Below are 5,211 nucleotides of genomic sequence, written 5' to 3' on the forward strand. Positions count from 1 at the left end.
ACACCGACGAGGCTCGTGCGCCAGCAACGTTCGACTCACCGACCCGTCCTTCGGGCAGAACACGTCAAAATCCCACAGCCGCCCCAGCGCATGCTGCTCTTCCAGCGCTATCGCCGCCGCCTTCACGCTCAGCGCATCCTTGGTTATCACCCAGAATGCCTCCGCCCCCGTCTCCAGCCAGTGCAGCTGCTGCTCACGCACCGCCCATCCCCGGGCCTGGCACAGGTCGTTGAACGCCGCCACCGCCTCCCCCATCGCCCGCCGGTACAGCGCCGAGTCCTTCACCGCGCCGGGCGTCACCAGCGTCAGCGACACCACCGTCGACTGGTGCAACGCCAGCAGCAGCTGCTGGCGTGCATGGCGGCGCTCCTTCGCCGCCAGCAGGCTGTCCAGTGAGACGCTGACCGCCGTCTCTGTCACTGCCTCGCTCACGCGTTGTCCTCTTTCACCTGACGCACCACGTCGATCACGCTGCCGTCACGGTAGCGGATCACCCCCACGATACGGTCGTGGAATTCAATCGCCTTCGGTTCGCCCACCAGCGCTATCGCCCGCTGGTACAGATCTTCGATAGCCATCACGCTCAGCCCGGCCTCGGTCAGCCGCGCCGCCACGTCCGGGCGCGACGGGTTCACCGCGATACCGTGGTCCGTCACCAGCACGTCTATCGCGCTGCCCGGCGTCACGCAGGTGGTCACCTGACGCACCACCGTCGGGATTCGGCTGCGGATCAGCGGCGCCACCACGATGGTCAGGTTCGCCGCCGTCGCCACGTCGCAGTGCCCGCCCGACGCCCCGCGCATCACCCCGTCCGAGCCCGTTATCACGTTCACGTTGAACTGGGTGTCGATTTCCAGCGCACTCAAAATCACCACGTCCAGCTGGTCGCAGCACGCCGCCTTGGCGCTCGGGTTGGCGTACACGTTGGTCGAGATTTCCACGTGTTTCGGGTTTTTCGCCAGCGAGGCCGCCGCGTTGGCGTCAAAGCACTGGGTGTCCAGCAGCGTCTCTATCAGCCCCTTCTCGTGCAGGTCGACGATGCTGCCGGTAATGCCCCCGAGTGCAAAGCGCGCCGTCACCCCCTGCTTGTGCATCCGGTCTTCCAGAAAGCGGGTACAGGCGGTCGAGGCCGCGCCGGAGCCGGTCTGGATGGAAAAGCCCGGTTTGAAGTAGCCGGAATGGGCTATCACGTCCGCCGCCCGGCGGGCTATCAGCAGTTCGCGCGGGTTGCTGGTCACGCGCGCCGCCCCCACGCTGATTTTCGCCGGGTCGCCCACTTCCTCCACCGGCACCACGAAGTCCACCTGGTCCTGCACGATGCTGGCCGGCATGTTCGGGAACGGCACCAGGCTTTCCGTCAGCAGCACCACCGTCTTCGCGTAGTGCGCGTCCACCATCGCGTAGCCCAGCGACCCGCAGCGCGATTTCCCCGACGTGCCGTTGGCGTTGCCGAATTCGTCGCTGCTCGGCACCCCGAGGAACGCCACGTCTATCGTCAGCTCCCCGCTCTGCAGCAGGTGCACCCGCCCGCCGTGCGAGTGGATTTGCACCGGCTCTTTCATCAGCCCGTGCGAAATCGCGTCCGCCAGCTTGCCGCGCATGCCGGAGGTGTAGATACGGCTGATCACCCCGTTGCGGATATGCTCGATCAGCGGCGCGTTGCAGGTCATCAGCGAGCTCGACGCCAGCGTCAGGTCCCTGAAGCCCAGTCGGGCCAGCGTGTCCACCACGTGGTTGATCACCTTGTCCCCTTCACGGAACGCGTGGTGGAAGGAGATGGTCATGCCGTCCCGCAGCCCGCTCTTGCGGATGGCCTCGTCCAGGTCGGCACACAGCTTGCGCTGGTGTTTTTCGGTGACGTCATCCAGCCAGGGGGTACGGTGGTTGGCACTGACGAACGGTTGCAGCGGACTTTTTTCCGGGTATTGCTTCTGCAGTGCTTCAATAAAGTTACTCATGCTCTCATCCTGTCATTGCGACGGCCCGCCGGGGCGCTCTCCCGCCACCGGCCGGCCCGTGCAGAATCTGTCGGTTAACCGGGCCGGGCCTACTGGCGCACGCCGGAGGCCCGCGCACGCTCCACCACCTGGCGGGCGTGGTTGATAATCGGGCCGTCGATCATTTTTCCGTTCAGCGAGATGACCCCCAGTCCGGCGCGCTCGCCCTCTTCCGCCGCCCTGATCACCAGGTGGGCGTAGTCCACCTCGTCCTGGGTCGGCGCGTAGGCGTTGTGCAGCAGTTCAATCTGCCGCGGGTTGATCAGCGACTTGCCGTTGAAGCCCAGTTTGCGGATCAGTTCCACTTCCTTCAGGAACCCCTCTTCGTCGTTGACGTTGGAGTACACCACGTCAAACGCGTCGATACCGGCGGCACGGGCGGCATGCAGCACCGCACAGCGGGCGTAGAACAGCTCGGTGCCGTCCCCGCGCTCGGTCTGCATGTCCATCACGTAGTCGAACGCCGCCAGCGCGATACCAATCATGCGCTCGGACGAGCGGGCGATGGACACGGCGTTGATCACCCCGACCGCCGACTCGATGGCCGCCATGATGCGGGTGGATCCCACTTCACGGCCGCAGGCCTTCTCGATACGCGCCAGGTGGTGCTCCAGCTCGTCGACGTCGTCGGTGGAGTCGGTCTTCGGCAGGCGGATGACATCCACCCCGCCACGCACCGCCGCTTCCAGGTCCCTGAGCCCGAACGGGGTGTTGAGCTGGTTGATGCGCACCACCGTCTCGATATCCCGGTACATCGGGTGCTGCAGCGCATGGTAGACCAGCAGGCGCGCGGTATCTTTCTCGCGCAGCGACACCGCGTCCTCCAGGTCGAACATGATGGAGTCCGGCTGGTAGATGAAGGCGTTGGACAGCATGGCGGCATTGGCGCCCGGCAGGAACAGCATGCTGCGGCGCAGTTTTTTCGGTTGCGTGGTGCTCATCACAGTGTCTCCCAGTCAATCTGATCCACCCCGGCGGCACGCAGCACGGCGCTCTGCACCCGGGCCCGGATGACGCAGTCCAGCGCCCCCTTGTCTTCCACCACGACGGTGCCGGACTCGACGCCCAGCGCACTCAGCGTGTCGTTCACCACCCGGGTGATCTGTGCGCCAAACTGTTTGATGACTTCACTGTTTATCACCACCGTCAGCGGGCCCTGCGCCGGGGACACCCGGACCAGCAGGTCGCTGGATTCAAAGGTGCCCGCCAGGGCTTCCTTGATAATTTTCATGTTGGTTTTCCTGCCTGATACATTAAAAACACGTCACGCGCAGGCGAGCTCGCCATAGCGCTGCAGATGCGCAAACGTCGTCGCCGGCACAATCTGGCGGATGGCGTCGAACTGGCGCTGGCGCAGCAGCCGCCGTACCGCCGAGGCGGATATCGCCTGCCCGTCGTGCTCGCGCGTGCGTTCGATTTCCACCACCGTCAGGGCCGGGGCGGGCACCCGCCCGTCCTGCTCCAGCCAGTGGTGCATGTCCTGGTTGTACTGGTGCGTCACCGGGCAGAACGGCTCGGTGCCGACAAAGCGCCGGGTGATGCCGAGCGCCGGGGCGATGTACTGGCGGAAGATGATGAGGTCCAGCGCCGCGTGCGCCTGGCTTATCAGCGCCGCTTCCTTCAGGAAATAGCCCGGAAAGGTGGCCTTGGAAATCAGGTATTCCGACCCGGCGTGCACCGTCAGGTTGGGGATGTCCGCCACCCCCAGGCGCACCATCTCCAGCCGCTCGGCGAACGGGAAGAAGGAGACGTCCTCGCGCACCACGAAGATGTGCAGCCAGTCGCAGGCCTGCGCGGCCTGCTCGGCCAGGTAGCGGTGCCCCAGCGTGAACGGGTTGGCGTTCATCACGATGGCCCCGATGTCCCGCCCCGGCCGGACCTCGGCCGCCAGCGACTGGCAGTACTGGCTGATGCCGAGCGGCGTGTTCTCCATCAGCACCGCCTGGTCGTCATAGCTGGCAATCGGGTAGAAGCCGCAGCCGCGAAACGCCGTGACGTTGCAGGGACGGGTGTAGAGAAACAGGTGGAACAGGCCGCGCTCGGCCGCCAGCTGCACCACCTCGTTGACCACCTTCGCCCCCAGGCTGAGCTCGCGAAAGTCGGGGTCCACCGCCACGCACTTGATGGTGCTGGCGCACAGCCCGGCACAGGCCACCAGCCGCCCGTGATGCGTGCCGGCCACAAAAAACTCGACGTCCTGGTCCCGATCCAGCTGGCAGCGCGCCAGCAGCGCGGTTATCCCGGCCAGTGCGGGGGACGGGACGCGCGCATCCAGCGTGGCAAACGTAACACTCTCATCGTCATCGGCGTACATAACGGTTATCCTGCTTGTTGCTGGGCCCCGTCACCGCGGGGCTGACGCCGCCGGTCACCCGGCAGCGGGAACGATTCAGTGCCCGGCCACCACGGACGCGGCACGCGGGGCGGTCACCGGCCGGACGGCCTCGCCGATGGTGTTGCGCAGGTGGCCGACCTTCTCGATTTCCACCTCGATGCTGTCGCCCGGCTTGAGGAACAGCGGCGGGGTGCGCTTCTTGCCGACACCACCCGGCGAGCCGGTAATGATGACGTCACCGGCGCTGAGCGCGGTGAAGGTGCTGATGTATTCAATCAGGTCCGCCACCTTGTGGATCATGCTGGCGGTGTTGTCGTCCTGCACCATGCGGCCATTGAGGAAGGTGCGGATGGTCAGGGCGTGCGGGTCGGGGATGTCGTCCCGGGTGGTGAGATAGGGGCCGAAGGCACCGGTCTTCTGCCAGTTCTTGCCGGCGGTGAACCAGCTGTGCTGCCAGTCGCGGGCGGAGCCGTCCATGTAGCAGCTGTACCCGGCGACAAAGGACAGCGCGTCGTCACGGTGAATGTTCTGGCCGTTTTTGCCGATGATGACCGCCAGCTCGCCTTCATAGTCGAACTCGCTGGAGTAGTGGGGCTTGAGCACCGGGGTGCCGTGGCCGGTCTGGGAGTCGGCGAAGCGCACGAACAGGGTCGGAGCGGGGTTCAGCTCGTTGAACTCCTTGCGCTTGTCGGCGTAGTTCATGCCGACGCAGAGGATTTTGGAGGGCGCGACGATGACCGGCAGGAAGGTGACGTCGGCGACGGCGACATCCGGCGTGTCGGTCTGGAAGGCGGCGGCCTCGTGCAGCGCCTGCCCGGCCAGCAGGGCTTTCAGGTCGGCGTAGCGGTCACCGAGACGGCTGCCCAAATCGATAAGCCC

The 5,211-nt window shown here is 65.8% G+C and carries 6 protein-coding genes; all 6 read right to left on the bottom strand.

Annotated elements, in window-relative coordinates; genetic code table 11:
* The coding region (gene citX / locus FAZ14_RS20060) for a citrate lyase holo-[acyl-carrier protein] synthase (protein ID WP_153509090.1) at positions 1–432 on the bottom strand (432 nt) is incomplete at its 3' end.
* Positions 429–1,958: a citrate lyase subunit alpha gene (gene citF, locus FAZ14_RS20065; RefSeq protein ID WP_153509091.1), complete on the bottom strand. Its 1,530-nt coding sequence runs from the start codon at positions 1,956–1,958 to the stop codon at positions 429–431. The genes citX and citF, both read right to left, overlap by 4 nt.
* A gap of 89 nt (positions 1,959–2,047) precedes the next feature.
* Positions 2,048–2,938 (bottom strand): citrate (pro-3S)-lyase subunit beta, encoded by an 891-nt coding sequence (gene citE / locus FAZ14_RS20070; RefSeq protein ID WP_153509092.1) that lies wholly within the window; start codon positions 2,936–2,938, stop codon positions 2,048–2,050.
* Positions 2,938–3,228 carry a citrate lyase acyl carrier protein gene (gene citD, locus FAZ14_RS20075; protein ID WP_153509093.1) on the bottom strand — a complete coding sequence of 97 codons (291 nt, stop codon included), beginning with the start codon at positions 3,226–3,228 and terminating at the stop codon, positions 2,938–2,940. Before citD ends, citE begins: the two co-directional genes overlap by 1 nt.
* A 33-nt stretch (positions 3,229–3,261) precedes the next feature.
* Positions 3,262–4,311 carry a [citrate (pro-3S)-lyase] ligase gene (citC, locus tag FAZ14_RS20080; RefSeq protein WP_153509094.1) on the bottom strand — a complete coding sequence of 350 codons (1,050 nt, stop codon included), beginning with the start codon at positions 4,309–4,311 and terminating at the stop codon, positions 3,262–3,264.
* 75 nt (positions 4,312–4,386) lie between these two features.
* A partial coding sequence (locus FAZ14_RS20085) for a fumarylacetoacetate hydrolase family protein (RefSeq protein ID WP_153509095.1) occupies positions 4,387–5,211 on the bottom strand: 825 nt, incomplete at its 5' end.

It is taken from the genome of Dickeya oryzae (assembly GCF_009372235.1).
In the GTDB taxonomy this organism is placed as follows: domain Bacteria; phylum Pseudomonadota; class Gammaproteobacteria; order Enterobacterales; family Enterobacteriaceae; genus Dickeya; species Dickeya oryzae.